The 24,754-nt window shown below is 62.5% G+C and carries 20 protein-coding genes; 6 read left to right on the top strand and 14 right to left on the bottom strand.

Features of this window, described 5'->3' with window-relative positions; translation table 11 throughout:
- The first annotated feature begins 103 nt into the window (after positions 1-103).
- The gene (gene ilvD, locus D8U61_RS05335; RefSeq protein ID WP_016772696.1) at positions 104-1,945 is read left to right on the top strand and encodes a dihydroxy-acid dehydratase; all 1,842 of its coding nucleotides are present in this window, start codon (positions 104-106) and stop codon (positions 1,943-1,945) included.
- Between the two features lie 221 nt (positions 1,946-2,166).
- Here ilvD and D8U61_RS05325 read toward each other — a convergent pair whose 3' ends face one another.
- A complete protein-coding gene (locus tag D8U61_RS05325; RefSeq protein ID WP_125925424.1) occupies positions 2,167-3,222 on the bottom strand; it encodes a haloacid dehalogenase-like hydrolase in 1,056 nt (351 codons plus the stop codon).
- 239 nt (positions 3,223-3,461) lie between these two features.
- Between D8U61_RS05325 and D8U61_RS05320 the strand changes: the two genes are divergently transcribed.
- Positions 3,462-4,853, top strand: coding sequence for an L-cystine transporter (locus D8U61_RS05320; protein ID WP_130926532.1), 1,392 nt, complete (start codon positions 3,462-3,464; stop codon positions 4,851-4,853).
- 93 nt (positions 4,854-4,946) lie between these two features.
- Here the strand turns inward: D8U61_RS05320 and D8U61_RS05315 are convergent, their stop codons facing one another.
- Positions 4,947-5,459 (bottom strand): dihydrofolate reductase, encoded by a 513-nt coding sequence (locus D8U61_RS05315; protein ID WP_130926531.1) that lies wholly within the window; start codon positions 5,457-5,459, stop codon positions 4,947-4,949.
- Positions 5,460-5,544: 85 nt separating this feature from the next.
- Between D8U61_RS05315 and D8U61_RS05310 the strand changes: the two genes are divergently transcribed.
- Complete coding sequence (locus tag D8U61_RS05310) at positions 5,545-6,918, top strand: DUF2868 domain-containing protein (RefSeq protein WP_130926530.1); 1,374 nt, start codon at positions 5,545-5,547, stop codon at positions 6,916-6,918.
- The gene (locus D8U61_RS05305) at positions 6,911-8,296 is read left to right on the top strand and encodes a GTPase/DUF3482 domain-containing protein (RefSeq protein ID WP_130926529.1); all 1,386 of its coding nucleotides are present in this window, start codon (positions 6,911-6,913) and stop codon (positions 8,294-8,296) included. Before D8U61_RS05310 ends, D8U61_RS05305 begins: the two co-directional genes overlap by 8 nt.
- A 160-nt stretch (positions 8,297-8,456) precedes the next feature.
- On the opposite strand, the gene D8U61_RS05300 is transcribed toward D8U61_RS05305, so the two are convergent.
- The 7 genes from D8U61_RS05300 to D8U61_RS05270 all read right to left on the bottom strand — a co-directional run bounded on the left by D8U61_RS05300 (position 8,457) and on the right by D8U61_RS05270 (position 17,482).
- The gene (locus D8U61_RS05300) at positions 8,457-9,014 is read right to left on the bottom strand and encodes a phosphonate degradation HD-domain oxygenase (RefSeq protein ID WP_125925420.1); all 558 of its coding nucleotides are present in this window, start codon (positions 9,012-9,014) and stop codon (positions 8,457-8,459) included.
- On the bottom strand, positions 9,011-10,144 hold the full coding sequence (locus tag D8U61_RS05295) for a TIGR03364 family FAD-dependent oxidoreductase (protein WP_130926528.1): 1,134 nt from the start codon (positions 10,142-10,144) through the stop codon (positions 9,011-9,013). Before D8U61_RS05295 ends, D8U61_RS05300 begins: the two co-directional genes overlap by 4 nt.
- A 118-nt stretch (positions 10,145-10,262) precedes the next feature.
- Positions 10,263-11,288, bottom strand: a complete 1,026-nt coding sequence (locus tag D8U61_RS05290; RefSeq protein WP_042606530.1) for a putative 2-aminoethylphosphonate ABC transporter substrate-binding protein — start codon at positions 11,286-11,288, stop codon at positions 10,263-10,265.
- Positions 11,289-11,325: 37 nt separating this feature from the next.
- Positions 11,326-13,050 carry a putative 2-aminoethylphosphonate ABC transporter permease subunit gene (locus D8U61_RS05285; protein ID WP_130926527.1) on the bottom strand — a complete coding sequence of 575 codons (1,725 nt, stop codon included), beginning with the start codon at positions 13,048-13,050 and terminating at the stop codon, positions 11,326-11,328.
- On the bottom strand, positions 13,050-14,126 hold the full coding sequence (locus tag D8U61_RS05280) for a putative 2-aminoethylphosphonate ABC transporter ATP-binding protein (RefSeq protein WP_130926526.1): 1,077 nt from the start codon (positions 14,124-14,126) through the stop codon (positions 13,050-13,052). Before D8U61_RS05280 ends, D8U61_RS05285 begins: the two co-directional genes overlap by 1 nt.
- A gap of 221 nt (positions 14,127-14,347) precedes the next feature.
- Positions 14,348-15,211: a LysR family transcriptional regulator gene (locus D8U61_RS05275; protein WP_038861192.1), complete on the bottom strand. Its 864-nt coding sequence runs from the start codon at positions 15,209-15,211 to the stop codon at positions 14,348-14,350.
- Between the two features lie 15 nt (positions 15,212-15,226).
- On the bottom strand, positions 15,227-17,482 hold the full coding sequence (locus D8U61_RS05270; RefSeq protein ID WP_125925416.1) for a heavy metal translocating P-type ATPase: 2,256 nt from the start codon (positions 17,480-17,482) through the stop codon (positions 15,227-15,229).
- An 84-nt stretch (positions 17,483-17,566) separates the two neighbouring features.
- On the opposite strand from D8U61_RS05270, the gene cadR reads away from it, so the two are divergent.
- On the top strand, positions 17,567-18,016 hold the full coding sequence (cadR, locus tag D8U61_RS05265) for a Cd(II)/Pb(II)-responsive transcriptional regulator (RefSeq protein WP_016772685.1): 450 nt from the start codon (positions 17,567-17,569) through the stop codon (positions 18,014-18,016).
- Between the two features lie 119 nt (positions 18,017-18,135).
- Here cadR and D8U61_RS05260 read toward each other — a convergent pair whose 3' ends face one another.
- The 3 genes from D8U61_RS05260 to D8U61_RS05250 all read right to left on the bottom strand — a co-directional run bounded on the left by D8U61_RS05260 (position 18,136) and on the right by D8U61_RS05250 (position 20,835).
- On the bottom strand, positions 18,136-19,107 hold the full coding sequence (locus D8U61_RS05260; RefSeq protein ID WP_024014695.1) for a thymidylate synthase: 972 nt from the start codon (positions 19,105-19,107) through the stop codon (positions 18,136-18,138).
- Positions 19,108-19,157: 50 nt separating this feature from the next.
- Positions 19,158-19,973 carry a prolipoprotein diacylglyceryl transferase gene (gene lgt, locus D8U61_RS05255; RefSeq protein ID WP_016772683.1) on the bottom strand — a complete coding sequence of 272 codons (816 nt, stop codon included), beginning with the start codon at positions 19,971-19,973 and terminating at the stop codon, positions 19,158-19,160.
- A gap of 79 nt (positions 19,974-20,052) precedes the next feature.
- Positions 20,053-20,835 carry a sulfite exporter TauE/SafE family protein gene (locus D8U61_RS05250; protein ID WP_016772682.1) on the bottom strand — a complete coding sequence of 261 codons (783 nt, stop codon included), beginning with the start codon at positions 20,833-20,835 and terminating at the stop codon, positions 20,053-20,055.
- A gap of 130 nt (positions 20,836-20,965) precedes the next feature.
- Between D8U61_RS05250 and D8U61_RS05245 the strand changes: the two genes are divergently transcribed.
- Positions 20,966-21,712, top strand: a complete 747-nt coding sequence (locus D8U61_RS05245; protein WP_130926525.1) for an NRDE family protein — start codon at positions 20,966-20,968, stop codon at positions 21,710-21,712.
- Positions 21,713-21,921: 209 nt separating this feature from the next.
- Here D8U61_RS05245 and ptsP read toward each other — a convergent pair whose 3' ends face one another.
- Positions 21,922-24,201 (bottom strand): phosphoenolpyruvate--protein phosphotransferase, encoded by a 2,280-nt coding sequence (gene ptsP / locus D8U61_RS05240; RefSeq protein WP_024014698.1) that lies wholly within the window; start codon positions 24,199-24,201, stop codon positions 21,922-21,924.
- A gap of 22 nt (positions 24,202-24,223) precedes the next feature.
- Positions 24,224-24,703, bottom strand: a complete 480-nt coding sequence (locus D8U61_RS05235) for an RNA pyrophosphohydrolase (protein ID WP_003229203.1) — start codon at positions 24,701-24,703, stop codon at positions 24,224-24,226.
- Positions 24,704-24,754 lie beyond the last annotated feature (51 nt).

Below are 24,754 nucleotides of genomic sequence, written 5' to 3'. Positions count from 1 at the left end.
ACGTCATCGGCAGCTTCCGGACACACGGCCATTTTTCGGGTGTTTCAGAGGTCAACAGAAGCTCACTCCCCTTTAGTACGTGATTAGCCGCCCGGAGTGCTCCATGCCAGATTACCGCTCGAAAACATCCACCCACGGCCGCAACATGGCCGGCGCCCGCGCACTGTGGCGCGCCACCGGCATGAAAGATGACGACTTCAAGAAGCCGATCATTGCCATCGCCAACTCGTTCACCCAGTTCGTCCCGGGGCATGTGCACCTGAAGGACCTGGGTCAACTGGTCGCCCGCGAAATCGAACGCGCCGGTGGCGTGGCCAAGGAATTCAACACCATTGCTGTCGATGACGGCATCGCCATGGGCCACGACGGCATGCTGTATTCGCTGCCGAGTCGCGAGATCATCGCCGACTCCGTCGAGTACATGGTCAATGCCCACTGCGCCGACGCCATCGTGTGCATTTCCAACTGCGACAAGATCACCCCGGGCATGCTGATGGCCGCGCTGCGCCTGAACATCCCGGTGATCTTCGTTTCCGGTGGCCCGATGGAAGCCGGCAAGACCAAACTCGCTTCCCACGGCCTCGACCTCGTCGACGCCATGGTAATCGCCGCCGACTCCAGCGCTTCTGACGAGAAAGTCGCCGAGTACGAGCGTAGCGCCTGCCCGACCTGCGGTTCGTGCTCCGGCATGTTCACCGCCAACTCGATGAACTGCCTGACCGAAGCACTGGGTCTGGCCTTGCCGGGCAACGGTTCCACTCTGGCCACCCACAGCGACCGCGAACAGCTGTTCCTCCAGGCCGGTCGCACCATCGTCGAGCTGTGCAAGCGTTACTACGGCGAGAACGATGACTCCGTGCTGCCGCGCAACATCGCCAACTTCAAGGCGTTCGAGAACGCGATGATGCTCGACATCGCCATGGGCGGTTCGACCAACACCATCCTGCACTTGCTCGCAGCTGCCCAGGAAGCCGAGATCGATTTCGACCTGCGCGACATCGACCGTCTCTCGCGCAGCGTGCCGCAGCTGTGCAAAGTTGCACCTAACATCCAGAAGTACCACATGGAAGACGTGCACCGCGCCGGCGGCATTTTCAGCATCCTCGGTTCGCTGGCCCGTGGCGGCCTGCTGCACACCGACCTGCCGACCGTGCACAGCCGCAGCATGGAAGAAGCCATCGCCAAGTGGGACATCACCCAGACCAGCGACGAAGCCGTGCATCACTTCTTCAAGGCAGGTCCGGCGGGCATTCCGACCCAGACCGCGTTCAGCCAGTCGACCCGTTGGGAAACCCTCGACGACGACCGTGAAAACGGCTGCATCCGCAGCTTCGAGCACGCCTATTCGAAAGAAGGCGGCCTCGCCGTGCTGTACGGCAACATCGCGCAGGACGGCTGCGTGGTGAAAACCGCCGGGGTTGATGAGTCGATCCACGTCTTCGAAGGCAACGCGAAGATTTTCGAAAGCCAGGACAGCGCCGTGCGCGGCATCCTCGCTGACGAAGTGAAGGAAGGCGACATCGTCATCATTCGCTACGAAGGCCCGAAAGGCGGCCCGGGCATGCAGGAAATGCTCTACCCGACGTCCTACCTGAAATCCAAAGGTCTGGGCAAAGCCTGCGCGCTGCTCACCGACGGGCGTTTCTCCGGCGGCACTTCCGGCCTGTCGATCGGTCACGCTTCGCCAGAGGCTGCGGCCGGTGGCGCGATCGGTCTGGTGCAGGATGGCGACAAGGTGCTGATCGACATTCCGAACCGCTCGATCAACCTGTTGGTCAGCGACGAAGAACTGGCGGCACGCCGCGCCGAGCAGGATAAGAAAGGCTGGAAACCGGTCGAGGTGCGCCCACGCAAGGTGACCACCGCCCTCAAGGCCTACGCCCTGCTGGCGACCAGTGCCGACAAGGGCGCTGTGCGTAACAAAGCGATGCTCGACGGGATTTGAGGCAGCTACAGCTGCAAGCTGCAAGCTGCAAGCAAAGGTGATCGTTCCCACGCTCTGCGTGGGAACGCCTCAAGGGACGCTCCGCGTCCAGTGACGCGGAGCGTCACGGGCTGCATTCCCACGCAGAGCGTGGGAACGATCAAAAGCTTCAAGCTGCAAGCTTCAAGCAAGAGCCAAGTTGCTTTTTCTTGCCGCTTGTAGCTTGTAGCTTGCAGCTGCTTTTATTGAATTTCTTCCGGCTTGACGATCACCCAGTTCTTGTCCGCTGTCACCGGCAAGCCTTCCTTGGCCTGCGCCGCCGCGTGCCTGGCCATCATGCCGTTGATTTGCGTCATGTACTTGTCCTTGCGGTTGATCCACAAGTGAATGCCGCCCTTGGCCACATCGACATCGTGGAACAGCATGTAACCGTCGCTCGTCGGGGTATCGCCGCCGACCAGTACCGGTTTTTTCCATTCATCGATGTAGGTGAGGATCGCCGCGTGCTTGCCGGCCATCCACGTTGCCGGGGTCCACAGGTACGGCGTCAGCTCCAGGCCGAGGTTGGCCTTCTCGTCATATTTGCCGGCAGTGATCTGTTTGCGCGCAGTGGTCAGCTCGCCGGTCTTCTGATCCTTGAGCAGCAGTGAAACGCCAATGACGTTCTGCGGTTTGACGTTGTAGCCGTACTTGGGATCCGCCGCGACCATACGCACCAGTTCCTCTGAAGCGGCGGTCATCACGTAAACCTCGATGCCGTTCTCCATCAGCTTGTTATACAGCTCTTGCTGGCCAGTGAAGATCTTCGGCGGATTGACGTCGAGCTTCTTCACCACATCGCCTTCGTAATACGTCGCCGGCACCGGTTTGCCCGAAGCCATCAGCTCATCGACGTAGCCCTTGAGCTCCTTGAGTGTGAAGCCGGAGAACACCTGCGCCACCCACGGGTAGCAGACCATGTCGTCGACTTCGCAGAGCCGGTAGTAATAACTGAACAGGCTTTCCTTGTGCTCGGCGGTGTCCTTGAACGGCATCAGTTTCAGCGAGGGGTCGAGCTTGTCGCGGGTAATAAGGCCCTTGTTTTCCATGAACGGCAGCAAGGATTCTTCGAGGTCGTAGCGGTAACTGGTGTTGTCCATGTCGAACACCGCGTAATTACCCTTGTTGGCGTTGGCAGCGATCATCGCGTCCAGCGCCTTGGCCTGATCTGCCGGCCAATGCTTGAGGTCCGTGGCCAATGCCTGGCCGACGAGGCCAGCCGCCAGTGCTACAGCCAACAACGTGCGTGCAATTTTCATAGCGCTACTCCCCGATGCAAAGAGTTCGACGCTAACAAATCAGTGTGACAACCCTCGCCTGTCAGCGACCGCTTGCGTCCCCTGCGCGTCAGTTGCATTGCCGACAGCGACACGCGCTTATTCCAAAAACGACGGACGCCCTGCCATTTCGGTATTAAATCATTGCAAATCAAGCTGTTAGGCTTTCCGGTTCGCAGCAGCCCCGGACGGCTGTTGGCACAGTCTTTACTGGAGTTCTCATGAATCTACCGTTGATTCTCAACCTGCTGGTGTTCCTCGCCTTGCTCCTCGGTCTGGCGCAAACCCGCCACACCACTTGGAGCCTGGCGAAAAAAGTCCTGCTTGCACTGGTCCTCGGCGTGGCGTTCGGCGTTGCGCTGCACACGATTTACGGTGCCGGCAACCCGGTGCTGAAAGCCTCGATCGGCTGGTTCGATCTGGTCGGCAACGGTTACGTGCAGTTGCTGCAAATGATCGTGATCCCGCTGGTGTTTGCTTCGATCCTCAGCGCCGTGGCACGCCTGCACAACGCTTCGTCGCTGGGCAAGATCAGTTTCCTGACCATCGGCACGCTGCTGTTCACCACCGCCATCGCGGCGTTGATCGGCATCGGCCTGACCAACCTGTTCGGCCTTACCGCTGAAGGTCTGGTCGCCGGCACTCAGGAAATGGCGCGCCTGCAAACCATTCAAAACGACTACGCCGGCAAGGTTGCCGACGTGAATGTGCCGCAATTGCTGCTGTCGTTCATTCCGCAGAACCCGTTCGCCGACCTGGCCCGGGCCAAGCCGACTTCGATCATCAGTGTGGTGATTTTTGCCGCGTTCCTTGGGGTTGCTGCACTGCAACTGCTCAAGGACGACGTCGAGAAAGGTCAGAAAGTGATCAACGCTATCGACACCCTGCAAGCCTGGGTGATGCGACTGGTGCGTCTGGTGATGAAGCTGACCCCCTACGGCGTGCTGGCGCTGATGACCAAAGTGGTCGCCGGTTCCAACCTGCAGGACATCATCAAGCTCGGCAGTTTCGTCGTGGTCTCGTATATCGGCCTGGGCCTGATGTTCGTTGTGCACGGCGTGCTGGTGTCGGCCGCCGGGATCAACCCGCTGCGCTTCTTCCGCAAGATCTGGCCGGTCCTGACCTTCGCCTTCACCAGCCGCTCCAGCGCGGCGACCATTCCGCTGAGCATTGAAGCGCAGACCCGCCGCCTGGGTATTCCGTCGTCAGTCGCCAGTTTCGCTGCCTCGTTCGGTGCGACCATCGGCCAGAACGGTTGCGCAGGCCTGTACCCGGCGATGTTGGCGGTGATGGTCGCACCAACGGTCGGCATCAACCCGCTGGATCCGCTGTGGATCGCGACGCTGGTGGCGATTGTCACGTTGAGCTCGGCCGGTGTCGCCGGGGTCGGTGGCGGCGCGACGTTCGCCGCACTGATCGTGCTGCCGGCGATGGGCTTGCCGGTGTCACTGGTGGCCCTGCTGATTTCGGTCGAGCCGCTGATCGATATGGGCCGCACCGCGTTGAACGTGAGTGGCTCGATTACCGCCGGGGCGATTACCAGTCAGGTCATGCAGCAGACGGATAAAGCGCTGCTGGATGCCGATGAGCACGCAGAGTTGGCCCAGGCTTAAGCTTCTCAGCGACTGAGCGGGCCTCTTCGCGAGCAGGCTCGCTCCCACACTGAAATGCGTTCCCCTGTGGGAGCGAGCCTGCTCGCGAAGCTGTTAGGCTTTCTCCCAGACCTCAAAGCTATATGCAGGTTTATCGCCCTCTGCCGGATTCGGCACGTTCGAGACCAGTTTCCACTCGCTCAAGTCAAACTCTGGAAACCACGCATCCCCTTCCGGGCTCAGCGCCACGCGGGTCAGGTACAGCCGATCGGCCTGCGCCAGTCCCTGCGCATACAACTGCGCGCCGCCAATCAGCATCAGTTCATCAACGCCCTGGGCTTTCGCCCATTCCTCGGCGCGGGCCACGGCGGCTTCCAGCGACGGATAGACCTCGGCGCCTTCGAGTTGCAGATCAGGCTGGCGGCTGACCACGATGTTCAAGCGCCCCGGCAGCGGCCGGCCGAGCGAATCCCAGGTCTTGCGACCCATGATGATCGGCTTGCCGAGCGTGGTCGCCTTGAAGTATTTGAAGTCCCCCGGCAAGTGCCAGGGCATGCTGTTGTCGACGCCGATCACGCGGTTTTCACCGAGGGCTGCGATCAGGCTGAGGGGCAGTGATTTAGTCATGCCGGCGAGGATACCAGAGCCGCGCTTACCCCGATAAGCGCCACAGCGGTTATGCTCAGCGCTCGATTTAGCGACGGGACGCCGCGTGACTGAACTGACTCCACTGCAAAACCTCTGGCTCACCGAAACCATCCGCCTGCGCGAAGAACACGCGGGGCCGCTGGACGATCTGGAAGCCAATCGTCTGGCCCGCGCCGCTGGCGGCGATCTGCCGAGCCGCATTGCGCGCCGGGCGCTATGGCTGGCCGAGCGTGACGGGCTGACCGCCGCGCTCAAGCACTGGCTGCAAGGCGCGCGCCTGGCGCTGGTGTTGTTGATGATTTTCGCCGTGCTCAGCGGCGCCGGTCTGGCCTTCGCCGCACTTGGCCAGACGCCGGTGAATGTGTTCTGGGCGCTGGGCAGTCTGCTCGGGATCAATCTGATTTTGCTGCTGAGCTGGGCGCTGGGCTTGATTTTCGCTGGCGAACACGGCGCCACCCTCGGGCGCTTGTGGCTGTGGCTCAGCGAAAAATTCGCTCGCGACGCCAAAGCCGCGCAACTGGCGCCGGCCCTGCTGTTGCTGCTGCAACGCAAGAAACTCAACCGCTGGGCACTCGGCGCGTTGGTCAATGGCCTGTGGCTGCTGGCAATGCTCAGCGCGCTGATCCTGCTGCTGACGCTGATGGCCACCCGGCGCTACGGCTTTGTCTGGGAAACCACGATCCTCGGTGCCGACACCTTTATCCATGTCACCCAGGCCCTTGGCTATCTGCCGTCGCTGCTCGGCTTCAACGTGCCGACCGAGGAAATGATCCGCGCCAGCGGCGCCGGCGCACTGGATATTGAAAGCGCACGACAGGCCTGGGCGACCTGGCTGGTCGGCGTGCTGGTGGTCTACGGCGTGCTGCCGCGCCTGCTGCTCGCGCTGTTCTGCCTGTGGCGCTGGAACAGCGGCAAAGCCGCGCTGCGCCTGGATCTGAACCTGCCCGGCTACGCGCAACTGCGCGAACGGTTGATGCCAACCAGCGAACGCCTCGGCGTCAACGACCCGGAGCCGGCGCAACTGCATCGCATCGAAAGCAACGTCGGCGAACGCGCCAGTGAAGGCGCGCTGCTGGTGGCGATCGAGTTGGACGAACAGCGTCCGTGGCCACCCGCGCTGCCGAAAAACGTCAGCAACGCGGGCATCCTCGACAGTCGCGAATCGCGGCACAAACTGCTCGAGCAACTCAGTCGCTTCCCGCCGGCGCGGCTGGCCATCGCCTGTGATCCGCGACGTTCGCCGGATCGCGGCAGCCTTGCGCTGATCGCCGAACTCGCGCGCAACGCTGGCGCCACTCGCATCTGGCTGCTGCAAGCGCCGCCTGGCGAAGCGCTGGACGGGCAACGTCTGGGTGACTGGCACGCGGCGCTGCAACAGCTGGAACTGCCATTCGCCGATTGCGCGCCGATGAACTGGCTGGAGAGCGGACATGACTGATGCACGCAAGGCCCCGCTGAAACTCGCGGTGGTCGGCCACACCAACGTCGGCAAGACCTCGCTGCTGCGCACGCTGACCCGCGATGTCGGCTTCGGCGAAGTCTCGCATCGGCCGAGTACCACCCGGCATGTTGAAGGCGCGCGGTTGTCGGTGGACGGCGAGCCGTTGCTCGATCTGTACGACACGCCGGGGCTGGAAGATGCGATCGCCCTGCTGGATTTTCTCGAACGCCTGGAACGCCCCGGCGAACGTCTCGACGGCCCGGCGCGGCTGGCGCGGTTTCTCGACGGCAGCGAGGCGCGCCAGCGTTTCGAGCAGGAGGCCAAGGTGCTGCGGCAATTGCTCGCTTCCGACGCTGGTCTGTATGTGATCGACGCCCGTGAACCGGTGCTGGCCAAGTATCGCGACGAGCTGGAAGTGCTCGCCAGTTGCGGCAAACCGCTGCTGCCGGTGCTGAATTTCGTCAGCAGCGCCAACCATCGCGAACCCGATTGGCGCGAGGCGCTGGCGCGGTTGGGGCTGCATGCGTTGGTACGTTTCGACAGCGTCGCGCCGCCCGAGGATGGCGAGCGGCGCTTGTACGAGAGCCTCGCCCTGCTTTTGGAAAACGCCCGGCCGCAACTGGAGCGGTTGATCGCCGACCAGCAGGCGCAGCGCCTCGCCCGTCAGCAAAGCGCCGCGCGCTTGATTGCCGAATTGCTGATCGACTGCGCTGCGTGCCGGCGCAGTGTGGTCAGCGAAGCCGAGCAGGAGCAGCAGGCGATCAGCGAACTGCGCAAAGCCGTGCGCCAGCGCGAGCAGAAGTGCGTTGAGGCGCTGCTCAAGCTCTACGCGTTTCGCCCGCAGGACGCGGCGGCCAGTGACTTGCCGTTGCTCGACGGGCGCTGGGGCGATGATCTGTTCAACCCGGAAACCCTGAAGCAACTCGGCGTGCGCGTCGGCGGCGGCATTGCCGCCGGTGCAGCGGCCGGGGCTGGGGTGGATTTGCTGGTCGGCGGGATTACCCTCGGCGCGGCGGCGTTGGCCGGTGCGATCGCCGGCGGTGCGCTGCAAACCGCGCGCAGTTATGGCAGTCGCCTGCTCGGCAAGATCAAAGGCCAGCGGGAATTGACAGTGGATGACGCCGTGCTGCGCCTTCTGGCGCTGCGCCAGCGCCAGTTGCTGCTGGCACTCGATCAGCGCGGGCATGCGGCGATGGACAGCATTCAGGTGGCCACGCCTGTGGACAAGACGTGGCGCGAAGGCAAGTTGCCGGAAGCGCTGAACAAAGCCCGTGCCCATCCGCAGTGGTCGTCGCTCAATCCGCAGGCGAAGTTGAATCAGGCGGAAAGGCAGGAGCAGGTTGTGGCGTTGGAGGGGAAAGTGCTTGAGCTGTAGGCCTTTGCCCTCACCCCAGCCCTCTCCCGGAGGGAGAGGGGGCCGACTGTGTTGCTCTTGGGTCATACACCGACCTGAGATATCCAGTCGAACTCAGGTTTGAAAAGCACGGAGATCAGCTCCCTCTCCCTCCGGGAGAGGGCTGGGGTGAGGGCTGCAATCACTCAGCCGACAACAATTTCCCAGCCTTGCGCTTTAACACACTCAGATCCACCAGCGGCACCGCAACCTCCTTCGCCAACTCATCCCAGCGCCGCATGCGCAAACTCAGCGCACACAACGGATCAGCCTCGAACGCATCCGCCTCAGCCGCGCTCATTACCCCGCCCTGATATTCCAGCGTCCTGCGACTCGCCTCACTCAACCGCGCGTAGTACCCCGGCTCGCGCAAGGTCAGATAGCGTTTGGCCTGGACGTGATATTCCACCAGTCGCGCCAGCCGCTCGCTGAAACCTGCCTCACGCAGATAATCCGCACCGAGCCGTTCATGGCTGACCACGCCATAACCGCCCATGTTTTCCGCGCCCTCGGCACACAAATGGCCGATGTCATGAAAGAACGCCGCCAGCACCACTTCATCGTCACAGCCTTCAGCCATGGCCAGTTCTGCGGCCTGGGACATGTGCTCGAGCTGCGACACCGGTTCGCCGATGTAATCGCTGGCGCCGAAGCGTTCATACAGGCCGAACACCCGGGCGATCACCTGTTCGTGATTCATGCCTCCTCCAGTAACTGCGCGATGTTGTGTTCGGCCAGCGCCGGGCCGACGCTCATGCCGACGCCGGTGTGCATCAGCGCCACGCTCAGGCCCGGTGCCGGGCGCAGGAAAGAAAACGGCCCTGGCCCCCGAGAACCATAGACGCCCTGCCAGCGTTCGACCACATGCACCTTGCAGCCCAGCGTCTGCTCGGCGAGTTCGAGCATCCAGTTGTCGACCTGTTCGGCGTTGAACGGTGACGCATCGCTGCCGTAATGATGCGAATCGCCAATGATCAGTTCGCCATACGGCGTCGGGCTGATCAGCAGGTGAATGCCGTTGGCGTGCAGGTGCGGTTGTTCACGGAGAATCTGCGCCTGCACCGCTGCGGCTTCCGGCAGATCGGCGAAAGCGCCGTAGTGCACGCAGCTCAGGCCGGTGAGCACGGCGTGTTGAAGGTTCAACTCGATGCTAGGTCTGGCGCGGAGCATTTGCAAACGACAGATCTGCGGCTCGAGCGCAGCAATCGGCTCGGCCAGCAGGGTCTGATAATCGTGGCCGGAGCAGACGATGATCTGCTTGCCGGTAAAACTGCCGGCGGTGCTGTGCAGACGCCCCGGCCCGACGTCGCGCACCAGCGTGGAAAAGTGAAACTCGACACCGAGGTCGCGGCGCAGATAGTCGATCAGCGCCGGAATCGCCTCGCGCGAGTACAGCTGCTGATCATCGATACCGTGCAGCGCGGCGCGGTGATGGCTGAACTGGCCGTCATACAGATCACGCAACGCCGCGCCGCGCAGCAGCTCGACGTTATAGCCATGCTCGACCGCGCGGCCGGTGCAGAAGGCTTCGAGCAGCTGTTCTTCCGCCTCGCTGCGGGCGAACAGGTATGAGCCGTTGCGCTTGACCTGCAGGCCGGCAAGTTGCGCCCAGTCGCCCCAGATCTCGCGGCTGGCCTTGGCCAGTTCGAGCATGATGCCGGGCGGCTGACCGGTCACCAGCGCCTGGCCGAAGTTGCGCACCGAAGCGCCAAGGGGCGTGGCGGTGCGTTCGAATACCGCGACTTTGAGGCCGCGTTTGGCGGCGGCATAGGCGTGGGACAGACCGAGGATGCCGGCGCCGATGATGAGCAGGTCTTTGGGTTGTGTCATGTAGAGGTGCTCTGAATGAGAAACCGCTTTCGCGAGCAGGCTCGCTCCCACAGGGGACAGCATTGCAACTGTGGGAGCGAGCCTGCTCGCGAAGGGGCCTTGTCAGTCGATAAAGATCTTACTTGGCGACAACTTTTTCGGACTTGCCGTCATACCGCTTGCGCCATTCAGCCAGGATCTCGTCGCGATTCTTCGAGGCCCAGGCAAAGTCGTTCTTGATCAGACGCTGCTCATAGTCGGCCGGCAATTCGGTCTGCGGCTTGGCGATCCCCGGCTGCGCGAGCACGGCGAAGTTCTCTTTGTACAGATCCATCGCCTCGGCGCTGGCGGAGAAATCAGCGAGTTTCTTCGCCGCTTCTTCATGCGGTGTGCCTTTGATCACCGCTGTCGCTTCAATCTCCCAGCCCAGACCTTCCTTCGGCAGGATGATGTCCAGTGGCGCACCCTGGCGTTTCAACTGTACGGCTGGATATTCAAAGGAAATCCCGATCGGAAACTCCCCCGCCGCCGCCAGCTTGCAAGGCTTGGAACCGGAGTGGACGTACTGGCCGATGTTCTGGTGCAGGCCGTCCATATACGCCCAGCCCTGCTTCTCGCCGAAGGTTTGCAGCCAGGCGCTGACGTCGAGGAAACCAGTGCCGGACGACGCCGGGTTGGGCATGACGATCTTGCCCTTGTACTCAGGCTTGGTCAGATCCTGCCAACTCACGGGTTTGCTCAAACCCTGCTTCTCGGCCTCGACGGTATTGAAGCAAATGGTCGCGGCCCAGACGTCCATGCCGACCCAGGCTGGCGGATTGGCGGCGTCGCGGTAGTTCGCGCCGATCTTGCCAAGATCCTTCGGTGCATAGCTTTGCAGCATGCCTTGCTGATCGAGAATTGCCAGGCTCGAAGCAGCCAGGCCCCACACCGCGTCAGCCTGCGGCCGCGCTTTTTCGGCGAGCAGTTTGGCGGTGATGATTCCGGTGGAATCGCGCACCCATTTGATCTCGACGTCCGGGTTGGCCTTTTCAAAGGCTTCCTTGTAGGACTTCAGTTGTTCGGCTTCGAGGGCGGTGTACACCGTCAACTCGGTTTTTGCCGCGAAGGCATTCAGGCTGAAAGTCGCGAGCACAGCAGCGGCCAGGGCCATAGGCTTGAACATGAGCGTTTTCCTGTAGATGAGTTGAACGGGTTTGCAATCAGTGACCGGGCGCGGTTTGCCGCCAGGCCTGGGAACGGCGCAACAGGCCGCGCGAAGCCCACGCCAGCAGCAGCGACACGCCGGCCGAAGTGAACAGAATCAGGGTCGACATTGCCGCCGCACCGCCGACGTTGCCGGCGTCGTCCATGTTCAGCACCGCCACCGCCGCGAGGATGGTGTCGGGGCTGTAGAGGAAGATCGCGGCGGAAACCGTGGTCATTGCCGAGACGAACAGGTAGCGCACGATGTCCAGCAGCGCCGGCAGGCAGATCGGCACGGTCACGCGCAGGTAATGCCGGTACAGCGGCGCCTTCAGCGACAGCGCCGCAGCCTCGAACTCAGCATCGAGCTGGCGCAGCGCGGTGGTCGCGGTCATTTGTGCGGTGGTCAGATAGTGCGCAATGGTGCAGACGATCAGCAGCGTCATCGTCCCGTACAGCACGTGCAGCGGATTGCCGCTGAGGTTGAAGAAGAAAACGTAACCCAGGCCCAGCACCAGCCCCGGCACCGCCATCGGCACGAAGCTGAGCATGCGCAAAGCCAGGTTCAAGCCGCGCTGGGTGCGGGTTTTCTCCATCAGATAGGCGCCAGTGAAAATCAGCACGCTGCCGATCAGCGCGGTGCCCAGCGCCATTTTCAGACTGTTAGCGTAGGCGAGCCAGCCACCGCCGGCGGTCTCGTTGAACTGATAGTGGTTGAGCGACAGCGACAGGTTGTACGGCCAGAACTTCACCAGGGACGAGAATACCGCCATGCCGAACACCAGCAGCAGCGCGGCGCAAATCAGCAAAACGATCGCCAGATAGCAGCCGTCGCGCATTTTCGACGGCAGCGGTTTGAATACCTGCGCGCGCCCGCTCATGGAGTCGCCATGGCGGCGACGCAACCACGCATCGACACCGAAACTGAACAGCGCCGGCAGCAACAGCACCATGCCGATCAATGCGCCGCGACCGAATTGCTGCTGGCCGACCACGGCTTTGTAGGCTTCCAGCGCCAGCACTTGATAGTCGCCACCGACCACCACCGGCACACCAAAATCGGTGATGGTCAGGGTGAACACCAGACAGAACGCGGCGAACACCGCCTGGCGGGTCGCCGGCCAGGTAATGCTGCGAAACGCCTTGGCGGGACTGGCGCCCATGCTTGATGCGGCATCGAACAAACGCGCATCGGCCAGCGACAATGCCGAGAGCAAAATCATCAGCGCATGGGGGAAGGTGTAGATCACCTCGCCCAGCACAATGCCCCAGAACCCATAGATATTGTCCGAGAGCAGCCCACGCAACATGCCCTGATTGCCGAACAGATAGACCAGCGCAATCCCCGGCAGCATCGACGGCGCCATCAGCGGCAGCAGCGAGATCCCGCGCCAGATGCCTTTGCCCGGAATCAGCGTGCGTTGCAGCGCGTAGGCAAACAGGTAGGCCAGCGGTACGACAATGGCCGCAACGCTGAGGGACACTTTCAGGCTGTTGCCGAGCAGCCAGTGGAAATTGGCACTGGTCACCAATTCTTTCGCGGCGAGCCAGCCACCGCCCTGCCCGGCGTCATTGCTGAAGCCGCGCCAGAAGATCGCCAGCAACGGCAGCAGCACCGCGAGGCCGAGCAACACCAGCAGGAGGATTTTGCCGCCGAGCACGAACAGGCGATCGCCGATCTCGGCTTTCGAGGACTGTCGCACCTGCTTGTGCGGTAGCGGCAGCGCGAGGTTGCTGTTCATCAGGCGAACACCTGCAAACTGCGCGGCGGCAAGGCGACCATGATCTGCTGGGCGCCGAGGCGCGGCATGGCTTCTGGCGCGAGCTCGGCGAGCAGCGCATGGCCTGGCAGTTGATCGAGTTCGAAGCTCATCCGGCAGCGGTTGCCGAGAAAAGTGATTTCGCGAACCCTGGCCGGGAACAGGTTCTCTTCGTGCACCAGCGGGTTGACGTTGATCGCCTCCGGGCGGCAAAACAGTCGACCCGAAGCGCCGTGTACGCTGCCCTCGGCCAAGCGCAGATTCATCCCGCCAACCTTGGCGTGACTGTCGCTGCTGCGCTGAAACGGCAGCCAGTTGCCCTGGCCGACAAACTCGGCCACGAACGGCGTGGCCGGGCGGTTGTAGATTTCCTGCGGGGTGGCGTACTGCTCGACGCGACCGTTGTTCATCACCGCGATGCGGTCGGCCATCAACATCGCTTCGTCCTGATTGTGCGTGACCATCAGCGTGGTGATGCCGAGGTTGCGTTGCAGCTGACGCAGCTCGGTGCACAGATGCTCGCGCACCCGCGCGTCGAGGGCCGACATCGGTTCGTCGAGTAATAACAGCGACGGCGCCGGCGCCAGGGCCCGAGCCAGCGCCACCCGCTGTTGCTGACCGCCGGACAATTGGCCTGGGTACTTTTTCTCACTGCCGCTGAGGCCGACCAGTTCCAGCATCTGGCCGACACGCCGGCGCACTTCATCGCGACCGCTGCCGGCGAGGCCGTAGGCAATGTTCGCCTCGACCGTCAGATTGGGAAACAACGCGTAGGACTGGAACAGAATCCCGTAATCCCGCGCTTGCGGGGCAAAACGCGAGACATCGCGATCGCCCAGATACAACTCGCCGCTGTCCTGCTGCTCCAGCCCGGCAATGCAGCGCAACAATGTGGTCTTGCCACAGCCCGACGGGCCGAGCAGGCACACCAGTTCGCCGGCGGCGACATCGAGGGAGACGTTGTCCAGCGCAGTGAACGCACCGAAACGCTTGTGCACGCCGCGCACTTTCATCGGCGCGCCGGGGTTGGTCAGGGCAGTTGCGATGGCAGGATTCATGGACGGACCTCAGCAAACGGATGAGGCCAATCCTAGAGTTGTAATGCGTCCGTCATGTGGCAGCGAGGCGAAAACTGCTGATAGTGGTATTCGAGGATTTTGGTTCACTGCACATCGTTCCCACGCTCTGCGTGGGAATGCCTCATCGGACGCTCCGCGTTCGGCTTTTGGGACGCAGAGCGTCCCGGGCTGCATTCCCACGCGGAGCGTGGGAACGATCATTACGCAGGAGACATCTCTTGGGCCAGGCCAAGAAACGCCGCCGGCAACCGCGCGCCCTTTCTTTCCTTCAGGCAATACAGATACTCCGGAATCTGCGGCGCATTCTCGATGGTCAGCACACGCAATTGCGGATCATGCGGCACCTCCTGCCGCGCAATGATGCTGATACCGATATTGCGCAGCACGGCTTCACGAATCGACTCACGGCTGCCGATCTCCAGCAACGGCCCGAAACTGACCCCGGCGCTGGCCAGCAACTCTTCGGTCAAGCGCCGAGTAGTCGAACCCGGCTCGCGCATCAGCAGCGTATGCCCGGCCAGCGCGTTCAGCGTCACATGTTCCTGCGCCGCCAACGGATGATTGCGATGCACCGCCAGCACCAGCGGATCGGTGCCGAGTACTCGGCGAATCAACCGCGCATCGTCGAGCAACTGCGACGAAGCCGCGACATCCACGCGGTAATCCTCCAGCGCTTCCAGCACCTGCTGCGAATTGCCGATTTCCACCGATACTTCGACCTGCGGCAAACGCTCGCGGAAGGTCTTCACCAGATCGAGGATGTAATATGGTGCCGTCGCGGCAATACGCAACGTGCCCTGCACCTGACCGCTGTTGCGCAGGAAGAACTCGATGTCGGCCTCTTGCTGCAACAGGGTCTTGACCATCGGCAGCAGCCGCGCGCCTTCGTCACTGACGCTTAAACGGCGCCCGCCACGGTAGAACAGTTCCACCGAATACTGACTCTCCAGATTGCGGATCTGCGTGGTCACGGTCGGTTGGCTGAGGCCGAGTTTTTTCGCCGCCAGCGTGATGCTGCCCAGGCGGGCGACCATGTAAAACGCTTTCAGCTCGGCACTCAGCACAACCATCCCTCACGTTTATTTGCGCAGCAGGCGCAAACCGTTGAACACCACCAGCAGGCTCACGCCCATATCGGCAAACACCGCCATCCACATGGTGGCCAGCCCGGCGAAGGTTACCGCAAGAAAGATCGCCTTGATCACCAGCGCCAGTGCGATGTTCTGTTTGAGGATGCTCGCGGTGTTGCGCGACAGGCTGATGAACGCAGGGATCTTGCGCAGATCGTCGTCCATCAGGGCGACATCGGCGGTTTCGATCGCCGTGTCGGTGCCGGCGGCGGCCATGGCGAACCCGATCTCGGCACGGGCCAATGCCGGGGCATCATTGATGCCGTCGCCGACCATGCCGACCCGGTGGCCCTGCTTGTAAAGATCTTCAATGGCTTGCAGCTTGTCGGTCGGCAGCAAATCGCCGCGCGCCTCGTCGATCCCGACCTGAGCGGCAATCGCTTGTGCGGTGTGGACGTTGTCGCCGGTCAGCATCAGGGTTTTCACCCCGAGTTCATGCAACTGACGAATCGCTTCGCGGCTGGTTTCCTTGACCGTGTCGGCGACGGCGAACAGCGCCAAGGGGCCTGCGCTGTCGAGCAGCAGCACCACGGATTTGCCCTGTTTTTCCAGCGCGAACAGCTTTTCTTCCAGTTGCGGCGAGCACAGGCCAAGCTCTTCGACCAGACGATGGTTGCCCAAGTGATAAGTCTGGCCGTTGATGTCACCTTTGACGCCCCGCCCGCCCAGTGCCTCGAAGTTGTCCACAGTCAGCCCGGCGAAATCTTTATCCACAGCGGCGTTGGCGATGGCCAACGACACCGGGTGATCGGAGCGCCCGGCCAGCGCGGCGGCAATTGCCGGTGCGCTGGCATCGGCCGTCGGCTCGAGCGAGAGGTAATCGGTCTGCACCGGTTTGCCGTGGGTGATCGTGCCGGTCTTGTCCAGCGCCAGATAGTCGAGCTTGAAGCCGCCTTCCAGATACACGCCGCCCTTGACCAGAATGCCCTTGCGCGCCGCCGCCGCGAGGCCGCTGACGATGGTCACCGGGGTGGAAATCACCAGTGCGCACGGGCAGGCAACCACCAGCAACACCAGCGCGCGGTAGATCCAGTCGAACCACGCCGCGCCCATGAACAACGGCGGGATGATCGCCACGGCCAAGGCGAAGACGAAGACCGCCGGGGTGTAGATTTTCGAGAATTGGTCAACGAAACGCTGAGTCGGCGCCCGTGCGCCCTGGGCCTGTTCGACCGCGTGGATGATCCGCGCCAGGGTCGAGTTGTTGGCCGCAGCGGTGACCGTGTATTCCAGCGAGCCGGCCTGATTGATGGTGCCAGCGAAGACTTTATCGCCGACAGTTTTTTCTACCGGCAGGCTTTCACCGGTGATGGGCGCCTGGTCAATGGTCGAGCTGCCGCTGACCACCGCGCCGTCCAGCGCGATGCGCTCGCCGGGTTTTACCCGCACGCGCGCGCCGAGATCGACGCTTTTCACCTCTTGTTCGCGCCAGTTGCCGTCAGCCTGCAATACCGTGGCTTGCTCGGGAGTCATTTGCATCAAACCACTGATCGCATTGCGCGCGCGGTCCAGCGAGCGTGCTTCGATCAGCTCGGCGACGGTGAAGAGGAACATCACCATCGCCGCTTCCGGCCACTGGCCGATGAGGATCGCGCCCGTCACGGCGATGCTCATCAGCGCATTGATGTTGAGGTTGCGGTTCTTCAGGGCAATCCAGCCCTTTTTATAGGTGCCGAGGCCGCCGCTGAGGATCGACACCAGCGCAACAATCGCCACCACCCAGTCGGGGGCAGCGCTGGTGAAGTGGATGACTTCGGCGCCCAGCGCGGTCAGGCCGGACAGCGCCAGTGGCCACCAGTGTTTTTTCACCGCAGCCGGGGCCGGCGCGTCGACACCCGCCTCGAGTGGCTCGGCGTGCATGCCGAGGGATTTGATCGCCTCGGTGATCGGCTCGGTGCCCGGAAGATTGTGGGTCACGCCAAGCACGCGGTTGATCAGGTTGAATTCCAGCTGCTGCACGCCGGCCAGTTTGCCGAGTTTGTTCTGGATCAGCGTCTGCTCGGTCGGGCAGTCCATCGCCTCGATGCGGAAGCTGCTCAGGCGCGCGTCGGCGCTGGTCTTTTCGCTCAATTGCACCCGCGCAGGTGCGGCGGCTTTTGACGAGCAGCAGGCATCGCCGCCATGCGCATGTTTATGCACGGGCTGCAATTTATGACTGTGATCGTGACCGTCGCCGGGCTTGTGGGTGTGCAGGGAATCGCTCATTGGTCGCGTCCATGAAGGTGCCTGTTGCCAAGTAAAGACCCTGTAGCCACTATAGGGTCAAGCACCCTTTTGGAGATGGCCGTCATGAAGATCGGCGAACTGGCGAAACTCACCGACTGTGCGGTGGAAACCATCCGCTACTACGAGCGCGAAAACCTCCTGCCGGAACCGGCGCGCAGCGATGGCAACTACCGCGTCTACACCCAGGCCCACGCCGAGCGCCTGACCTTCATCCGCAACTGCCGCACCCTCGACATGACCCTCGAAGAAATCCGCAGCCTCCTCGCCCTGCGCGACAGCCCGCAGGATCAGTGCGAGAGTGTCAATGCGCTGATCGACGAACATATTCAGCACGTGAAGGCGCGAATTGATGGCTTGCTGGCGTTGCAGACACAACTGCTCGACCTGCGCCAACGCTGTGGCGAAGGGCCGGAGGCCGATCAATGCGGGATCTTGCAGCGGCTGGAAGTGAGTGGCGGGGTTGTCGCGACCGAAGTCGAACACTCCCATGTGGGCCGCAGCCACGGCCACTGACGGGCGAAGCTCGTTCCCACGCTCCGCGTGGAATGCCGCCATGGACGCTCCGCGTCCAAAGTGACGCAGAGCGTCACGGGATTCATTCCCACGCGGAGCGTGGGAACGATCAATGGTGACTAGACCGCCATCGGCGCGGTCATCGGCGGATGGTGCTCATAGCCTTCCAGCGAGAAATCGCTCGGCTCGACCAATTCCAGCCACTCCGGCTGATATACACCAGTCTTGGCAAACTCCGGCACGCGGTCGGAGATCTTCAGTTTCGGCATGGCAAACGGCTCGCGCTTGAGCTGTTCGTTGAGCATGTCCAGGTGGTTCTCGTAGACGTGCGCATCGCCGATGAAATAGGTGAACCAGCGCGGCGTGTAGCCGGTCAGGCGACCGATCAGGCTCAGCAGCGCGGCGCCCTCGGTGAGGTTGAACGGCGTGCCCAGGCCCAGGTCGTTGGAGCGGATGTAGAGAGTCAGGGAGATTTCCTTGGTCTCGACGTTCGGGTGAAACTGGTACAGCAGATGGCATGGCGGCAGGGCCATTTCATCGAGCTGGGCGACGTTCCAGCCGTGGAACAGAATGCGGCGGCTGCCCGGATCCTTGATGATCGTGTCGACGCACTGGCGCACCTGATCGATCGCCTTGTACAGCACGACGTAGGCCTGGCCGTCTTCTTCGCCCTGAGCGATCTGCTTGTAGCCGTTGGTCAGGGTTTGTTCAATGGCGGCGGTGTTGCTCAGCGGGATCTGCTTGTACGCCGGCCATTTGCGCCATTGCACGCCGTAGATTTCACCGAGGTCGTCGTCGCCCTGACGGAACGGGTTGGCCAGCCACTGCGCGTTTTCGTTGGCGTTCTGGTCCCAGACCTTGCAGCCCAGCGCGCGGAATTCAGCGGCGTTGTTCACGCCACGCAGAAACCCGCACATCTCGCCGATGGCCGATTTGAAAGCCATCTTGCGCGTAGTGATCGCCGGAAAACCTTCCTGCAGATCGAAACGCAGCATCGCCCCCGGAAAACTGATGGTGTTGATGCCGGTGCGGTTGGCCTGCTTGGTGCCGTTCTGAATGACGTGCGAGACCAGTTCGAGATATTGCTTCATGAGTTACCTGTGTCCTTGGAGCCCCGGCGTCGCGCGCCGGGGTTCGTAGTTTAAGCCGTCGGCGCGAGCGGTGCTGCCGGGGCGCGACGATAGGCCAGCCAGATCAGCAACAGCCCGCCGACAATCATCGGCACGCAGAGCACCTGACCCATGGTCAGCCAGTTCCACGCCAGATAGCCCAACTGCGCATCAGGCACGCGGACGAACTCGACGATGAAACGGAAGATGCCGTAGAACAGCGCGAACATGCCGGAGACCGCCATGGTCGGACGCGGTTTGCGCGAGAAGATCCACAGGATCAGGAACAGCGCCACGCCTTCGAGGGCGAACTGATACAGCTGCGACGGGTGGCGCGGCAACTGCGCCGGATCGCTGAACGGCGGGAACACCATCGCCCATGGCACGTCGGTGGCCTTGCCCCACAACTCGGCGTTGATGAAGTTGCCGATGCGCCCGGCGCCCAGGCCGATCGGCACCATCGGCGCGACGAAGTCCATCAGCTGGAAGAACGACTTGCCATTGCGCTTGCCGAACCACAAGGCCGCGAGCATCACGCCAATAAATCCGCCGTGGAACGACATGCCGCCCTTCCACACTTCGAAAATCAGCGTCGGGTTGGCCAGGTACGCGCTCAGGTCATAGAACAGCACGTAACCCAGACGGCCGCCGACGATCACGCCCATCGATAGCCAGAACACCAGATCGGAGAGTTTCTCCTTGGTCCAGGTCGGGTCGAAGCGGTTGAGCCGGCGCGACGCCAACAGCCACGCGCCGCCGATGCCGATCAGGTACATCAGACCGTACCAGTGGATTTTCAGCGGACCGATGGCCAGGGCCACCGGGTCGATCTGCGGGTAAGGCAGCATTGCGACTCCTTGTTAGAGTTGAAAGCGAAATTCCCGGGCGACGCTGCCACCTCAGGATTAAGCCAGGATTGCCACGCGGTCAGAGCAGAAAGCTCAAACCCACGCAGAACAGCAAAGCGGCGAACAGCCTTTTCAGCAAGCGCGGCGACAACCTGTGTGCCAGACGCGCGCCGAGCCGGGCGAAGACCATGCTGGTCAGGGCGATGCCCAACAATGCCGGCAAATACACAAAACCGAGACTATGGGCTGGCAACAACGGATCGTGCCACCCCAGAATCATGAAACTTGCTGCACTGGCCAGAGCGATCGGCAAGCCACAGGCCGATGAGGTCGCCACAGCCTGCTGCATCGGCACGCTGCGCCAGGTCAGAAACGGCACGGTCAGCGAGCCGCCACCAATGCCGAAAATCGCCGAGGCCCAGCCAATCACCGTACCGGCAGCGGTCAGACCGAGTTTGCCCGGCACCGTTCGGCTGGCCTTGGGTTTGACATCCAGCGCCAGTTGCACGGCGATCACCAGAGCGAACACGCCGATAATCTTTTGCAGGTTCGGTCCGGAGATCGCTTCTGCGGTCAGCGCACCGAAACCGGCGCCGAGCAGAATGCCCACGGTCATCCAGCGAAAAATCGCCCAGCGCACCGCGCCACGGCGGTGATGTTCACGCACGGCGTTGACCGAGGTGAATATGATCGTCGCCAGCGACGTGCCCACCGCCAGGTGCGTGAGGATCGACTGATCGAAGCCCTGCAGGGTGAAGCTGAACACCAGCACCGGGACGATGATGATCCCGCCGCCGACGCCAAACAGCCCGGCGAGCACGCCCGCACAGGCGCCGAGCGCCAGGTAGAGCAGAAATTCCATGACCGTCTCCAGCACGCATCGGCAAAACAGGAGCGGCATGTTAACGGATGCGCAGCCTTCTGCTCCACTGGCGATGGATGCACGGACGCCGGATGCGTAGAGTGGGCAAAAAACACACAAGGACCACCTTATGTGCCTGATTGTTTTCGCCTGGCGCCCGGGCCATGCCCAGCCGCTGATCGTCGCGGCCAACCGCGACGAGTTCTACGCCCGCCCCAGCCTGCCATTGGCGCCGTGGCCCGAGGCGCCGCATGTGCATGCCGGGCGTGATCTTGAGGCCGGCGGCACGTGGCTGGGGATCGGCGCCAACGGACGCTTCGCCGCGCTGACCAACATCCGCGATCCACAGCAGCCACCGGCAACCAAATCCCGGGGCGAACTGGTGGCGCGCTTTCTTGCTGACGATCTGTCGATTGATGATTATTTGAGCGATGTGGTGGGCCGTGCGGGCGAATACGCTGGCTTCAATCTGCTGCTGGGCAATGCCCATGAGCTGTGGCATTTCAATGCGCGGGCGTCGGAGCCGGTGATGTTGCAACCCGGGGTTTACGGGTTATCCAATGCCGGACTGGATACACCGTGGCCAAAACTGCTCAAGGCCAAGGCGGCGTTGAGCGCGGTGCTGGACGATCCGCAGCCTGAGCGATTGCTGGCCTTGCTGAGCGATGCGCAGACCGCACCCGAGGCGGAGTTGCCGGATACCGGGGTAGGCATGGCGACGGAGTCGTTGCTGTCGAGCGTGTTTATTGCCAGCCAGAGTTATGGCACGCGAGCGAGTACAGCGTTGATCGTGCGCGCGGACGGCACGCGGCGGATGGTAGAGCGCAGTTTTGGGCCGTATGGCGGGCATCTCGGGAAAGTTGAGGTTTGTGTCTAACAGCAGCCCCTCACCCCAGCCCTCTCCCGGAGGGAGAGGGAGCCGACCGAGGTGTCTTGCGGTATACATCGACCTGAAAGATCGAGTCGATTATGGATTCAGCAAAGCACTTACAGGTCGACGGAGTTCTGCAGCATCCCCCAATCAGTCCCCTCTCCCTCTGGGCGGTCCGACGTTTCGGGAGGGCTAGGGTGAGGGGCTTTTGATCTTTAGAGAGCCTTGGTCACCACCGGCGAATTCATCTTCGCCAACCCGAGATTCTTCAGCGCCAGTTGCAGCGAGCTGTGGATAACCTGCGGGTTATCGATCTTCATCAGTTCCGCCAGCATCTCCTGCGCCTTGCTCAGGTTCACCTGGCGCAACATCCACTTCACCTTCGGCAGGTTGGTGGCGTTCATCGACAGGCTGTCGAAACCCATCGCCATCAACAGCACCGCCGCCGCCGGATCACCGGCCATTTCGCCGCAGATGCTCACCGGTTTGCCTTCGGCGTGGGCGTCAGTGACGACGGTTTGCAGAGCTTGCAGCACCGCAGGGTGCAGATAGTCGTAGAGGTCGGCGACGCGCGGGTTGTTGCGGTCTACCGCCAGCAGATACTGGGTCAGGTCGTTGGAGCCGACGGAGAGGAAGTCGACCATCCGCGCCAGTTCCTTGGTCTGGTACACCGCTGCCGGGATTTCGATCATCACGCCGATCGGCGGCATCGGCACGTCGGTGCCTTCGTCGCGCACTTCGCCCCAGGCCCGGTGGATCAGGTGCAGGGCCTCTTCGAGTTCGTGAGTGCCGGAGATCATCGGCAGCAGAATCCGCAGGTTGTTCAGGCCTTCGCTGGCCTTGAGCATCGCGCGCGTCTGCACGAGGAAGATTTCCGGGTGATCGAGGGTGACGCGGATACCGCGCCAGCCGAGAAACGGGTTGTCTTCCTTGATCGGGAAGTACGACAGCGACTTGTCACCGCCGATGTCGAGGCTGCGCATGGTCACCGGTTGCGGGTGGAACGCGGCGAGCTGTTCGCGGTAGATCGCCAGCTGTTCCTTCTCGCTCGGGAAGCGCTGGTTGATCATGAACGGCACTTCGGTGCGGTACAGACCAACCCCTTCGGCGCCACGCTTCTGCGCCCGCGCCACATCGGCGAGCAGGCCGGTATTGACCCACAGTGGCATGCGGTGGCCATCGAGGGTCACGCACGGAAGGTCGCGCAGGGTGTCGAGGCCCAGCGCCAGTTGTTTCTCTTCCTCTACGACTTCGGCGAACTGCTTGCGCAGCACTTCGCTGGGGTTGGTGTAGACCTCGCCACGGGTGCCGTCGACGATCATTTCGATGCCGTCGACCTTGGCGTACGGCAGATCGACCAGGCCCATCACCGTCGGAATGCCCATGGCCCGGGCGAGAATCGCAACGTGGGAGTTACCCGAACCGAGTACCGAGACCAGACCGACCAGCGTGCCTTCCGGCACCTCGCCGAGCATCGCCGGCGTCAGCTCTTCGCTGACCAGAATGGTTTTTTCCGGGTAGACCAGGTTCTGCTGGCGCTCTTCCTGCAGATAGGCGAGCAGACGGCGGCCAAGGTCTTTGACGTCCGAAGCGCGCTCGCGCAGGTAGGCGTCGTCCATCAGTTCGAAACGGTTGACGTGCTCAGTGACCACCTGACGCAGCGCGCCCTGAGCCCACTGCCCCGTCTTGATCACGGTGGTGATTTCGCTGCCCAGCGAGGCATCGTCGAGCATCATCAGGTAGACGTCGAACAACGCGCGCTCTTCCGGGCGCAACTGGGTCGCGAGTTTGGCGGACAAGGCGCGCATGTCGGCGCGCACGCCTTCGATGGCAGTCTTGAACAGCGCCAGCTCAGCGTTGATGTCGGTGATGGTCTTGTCCGGCACCACGTCCAGGTCCGCCGGCGGCAGCATGACCACGGCGGTACCGACGGCAGCACCCGGCGAACCCGGCACGCCGACGAATTTGGCTTCCTGAATGCCCTTGCCCTGCCGGCCCAGACCACGGATCGAACCGGTGGCCTCGGCGTGGGCGATCACGCCGGCGAGCTGCGCGCTCATGGTCACGAGGAAGGCTTCTTCACCTTCGTCGAACTGGCGGCGTTCTTTCTGCTGGATGACCAACACGCCGACGACGCGGCGGTGGTGAATGATCGGTGCACCGAGGAACGAGGCGTAACGCTCTTCACCGGTTTCGGCGAAGTAGCGATAGCGCGGGTGAACCGAAGCGTTTTCCAGGTTCAGGGGTTCTTCACGCGTGCCGACCAGACCGACCAGACCCTCGTTGGGGGCCATGCTGACCTTGCCGATCGAGCGCTTGTTCAAGCCCTCGGTGGCCATCAGGACGAAGCGATTGGTTTCCGGATCAAGCAGGTAGACCGAGCAGACCTGGCTGCCCATGGCCTCTTTGACGCGCAACACAATAATCCCCAACGCCGCCTTGAGATCCTTGGCGGAGTTAACTTCCTGGACGATCTTGCGCAGCGTATTGAGCATGGCTCGGGGTCGAACTCCGTCGTCAGTCGCGCGCTAAAAGGCGCGGGGCAAGCTCTTTGAGAGCGCGTCGATACACCTCGCGCTTGAATGTCACCACCTGGCCCAACGGATACCAATAGCTGACCCAGCGCCAGCCATCGAACTCCGGTTTACCGGTCAGATCCATCCGCACCCGCTGCTCGTTGGAGATCAGGCGCAGGAGAAACCATTTCTGTTTCTGGCCGATGCACAGCGGTTGGCTGTGGGTACGCACCAGGCGTTGCGGCAAACGATAGCGCAACCAGCCTCGGGTACAGGCCAGTATTTCAACATCTTCACGTTCCAGGCCAACTTCTTCGTTCAGCTCGCGGTACAAGGCGTCTTCCGGCGTCTCCTCGGGGTTGATCCCCCCTTGCGGAAACTGCCAGGCGTCCTGATTGATACGGCGAGCCCATAGCACCTGGCCGGCGTCATTCGTCAGAATGATCCCGACATTGGGGCGGAAACCATCGGGGTCGATCACGGCAACAACCTCGCAAACGCATGTCGCCGCATTGTTCCACAAAGCTTGATG

It is taken from the genome of Pseudomonas sp. Sample_14, assembly GCF_004307515.1.
In the GTDB taxonomy this organism is placed as follows: domain Bacteria; phylum Pseudomonadota; class Gammaproteobacteria; order Pseudomonadales; family Pseudomonadaceae; genus Aquipseudomonas; species Aquipseudomonas atacamensis.
The sequence above is the reverse complement of the archived record's forward strand: the minus strand, read 5'-3'. Positions and strand labels throughout refer to the sequence as shown.

What these genes read in the sequence shown, in the direction of transcription:
- D8U61_RS05295 (WP_130926528.1), bottom strand. Translation starts at nt 10,144, where the DNA reads ATGACACAACCCAAAGACCTGCTCATCATCGGCGCCGGCATCCTCGGT.
- D8U61_RS05285 (WP_130926527.1), bottom strand. Translation starts at nt 13,050, where the DNA reads ATGAACAGCAACCTCGCGCTGCCGCTACCGCACAAGCAGGTGCGACAG.
- ilvD (WP_016772696.1), top strand. Translation starts at nt 104, where the DNA reads ATGCCAGATTACCGCTCGAAAACATCCACCCACGGCCGCAACATGGCC.
- D8U61_RS05305 (WP_130926529.1), top strand. Translation starts at nt 6,911, where the DNA reads ATGACTGATGCACGCAAGGCCCCGCTGAAACTCGCGGTGGTCGGCCAC.
- D8U61_RS05320 (WP_130926532.1), top strand. Translation starts at nt 3,462, where the DNA reads ATGAATCTACCGTTGATTCTCAACCTGCTGGTGTTCCTCGCCTTGCTC.
- D8U61_RS05270 (WP_125925416.1), bottom strand. Translation starts at nt 17,482, where the DNA reads ATGAGCGATTCCCTGCACACCCACAAGCCCGGCGACGGTCACGATCAC.
- D8U61_RS05245 (WP_130926525.1), top strand. Translation starts at nt 20,966, where the DNA reads ATGTGCCTGATTGTTTTCGCCTGGCGCCCGGGCCATGCCCAGCCGCTG.
- ptsP (WP_024014698.1), bottom strand. Translation starts at nt 24,201, where the DNA reads ATGCTCAATACGCTGCGCAAGATCGTCCAGGAAGTTAACTCCGCCAAG.
- lgt (WP_016772683.1), bottom strand. Translation starts at nt 19,973, where the DNA reads ATGCTGCCTTACCCGCAGATCGACCCGGTGGCCCTGGCCATCGGTCCG.
- D8U61_RS05290 (WP_042606530.1), bottom strand. Translation starts at nt 11,288, where the DNA reads ATGTTCAAGCCTATGGCCCTGGCCGCTGCTGTGCTCGCGACTTTCAGC.
- D8U61_RS05280 (WP_130926526.1), bottom strand. Translation starts at nt 14,126, where the DNA reads ATGAATCCTGCCATCGCAACTGCCCTGACCAACCCCGGCGCGCCGATG.
- cadR (WP_016772685.1), top strand. Translation starts at nt 17,567, where the DNA reads ATGAAGATCGGCGAACTGGCGAAACTCACCGACTGTGCGGTGGAAACC.
- D8U61_RS05250 (WP_016772682.1), bottom strand. Translation starts at nt 20,835, where the DNA reads ATGGAATTTCTGCTCTACCTGGCGCTCGGCGCCTGTGCGGGCGTGCTC.
- D8U61_RS05300 (WP_125925420.1), bottom strand. Translation starts at nt 9,014, where the DNA reads ATGAATCACGAACAGGTGATCGCCCGGGTGTTCGGCCTGTATGAACGC.
- D8U61_RS05315 (WP_130926531.1), bottom strand. Translation starts at nt 5,459, where the DNA reads ATGACTAAATCACTGCCCCTCAGCCTGATCGCAGCCCTCGGTGAAAAC.
- D8U61_RS05260 (WP_024014695.1), bottom strand. Translation starts at nt 19,107, where the DNA reads ATGAAGCAATATCTCGAACTGGTCTCGCACGTCATTCAGAACGGCACC.
- D8U61_RS05325 (WP_125925424.1), bottom strand. Translation starts at nt 3,222, where the DNA reads ATGAAAATTGCACGCACGTTGTTGGCTGTAGCACTGGCGGCTGGCCTC.